Source organism: Paraburkholderia sp. GAS32, from assembly GCF_050434225.1.
GTDB lineage: Bacteria > Pseudomonadota > Gammaproteobacteria > Burkholderiales > Burkholderiaceae > Paraburkholderia > Paraburkholderia madseniana.
In genome coordinates this window covers 1-1,170 of record NZ_JBNPVS010000138.1, presented here as the reverse complement: position 1 = coordinate 1,170, position 1,170 = coordinate 1, and the positions used below count along the sequence as shown (strand labels likewise).

Genomic DNA, 1,170 nt, shown 5'->3' with positions numbered 1-1,170 from the left:
CGCGTGGCACTAGCGGGCAATTTCTTGAGTGATTGCTGCCCGATACCCCTTGTAAGCGGCCGGTTAGCGAAAGTCGAAATTGGCACGGAAGCCCGGTTCCTTAAGACGATGCGCCCGCTTGTTCAAGACAGCCGTGAAGCCTACCGCACCGGCATCACTGGTCTCGACGCGAGAAACACCCTAGCGAATGGTCGCTTACCGCGCCACGAAGTCGTTGGCAGTTAGCGACAGTCGCTCGTCTGGCCGCGCAAGTAACTTTCTTTGTGCGACCGCGACAACGCGGTTGCGGCCGTTTTCAAATGTTTTGAGCGTGCGCGTCACGTCGGCGCTACACGGCAGCCAGAAATGCTCTTCGAGTGCGTCACGCGCAATTGCGCCTTCAACTTCGCGGCCGCGGATCGACCGCATGAAAACCACGGCGCGTCCGTCCGGCGAGACGGCGGCCGCGCGATCAAGAGCTCCCATGGCGTACCTCGAAAATATTATTCGCGGTCTTTGTATTTGTACTGCACCGCTAAGCGATTAATCTACCAGAAGTCGAAAGCAGCGCAATCGTCAATGACGCAACGGTTCAGCTTCACCAGGCATCCGCTATCGATAACCGCCGACGATGTACCTGCTCGTTATTTCTTCAGACGGCTGACGTGTTGCAGGCGGTTTTGTGCTGTGACGTGTACGCAATCGGCACAGACGGTTAGTTGCGTATTTGAAATCAACAATCTCCGTCATGGTGAGCTTTTTCGGGCCCGCATCCGTCATCAGCCTGCGGACCGTTTCCTTCGCCAGACGTATGCCGTGGCATTCGTACAGCTTCTCGCAGGCCAGCGTCGGCCCGAAATCGGTGTAGCGCTCGCGGATAATCGCCAGGGCGCGCTGGGCCTCGTCGTCGTCCAGCCGCCGGTTACCCGGTCGGCCGCGTTCGCGTAAGACCAGGCCCGCTGCGCCTGATTCATGGTATCGGATTACCAGCCGCTCGATCTGCCGCACGGTCAGGCCCAGTCGTTCGGCAGCACGTCCAGGTTTCAGAACCCTATCCACAACAGCCTGGATCACCTTCAGTCGATCGAGTTCGCGCATGTTCAATGTCACCAGTGTCGCTGGATGCATGGCCGGCTCCGTAATCCCGCAGGGAACCGGCAAGCATACCGAGACCAGAACACGACATTTCTA

The 1,170-nt window shown here is 58.5% G+C and carries 1 protein-coding gene and 1 pseudogene; both read right to left on the bottom strand.

The annotated features are described in order from the left end of the window. Window positions 1–195 precede the first annotated feature (195 nt). Window positions 196–465 carry a DUF1488 family protein gene (locus P3T25_RS48580; RefSeq protein WP_429364897.1) on the bottom strand — a complete coding sequence of 90 codons (270 nt, stop codon included), beginning with the start codon at window positions 463–465 and terminating at the stop codon, window positions 196–198. A gap of 279 nt (window positions 466–744) precedes the next feature. Further along, window positions 745–1,107: pseudogene (locus P3T25_RS48575) on the bottom strand (helix-turn-helix domain-containing protein); the annotation flags it as partial. Window positions 1,108–1,170 lie beyond the last annotated feature (63 nt).

Excerpts from the sequence above, each read along its gene's own strand:
- P3T25_RS48580 (WP_429364897.1), bottom strand. The coding sequence starts at position 465 with ATGGGAGCTCTTGATCGCGCGGCCGCCGTCTCGCCGGACGGACGCGCC.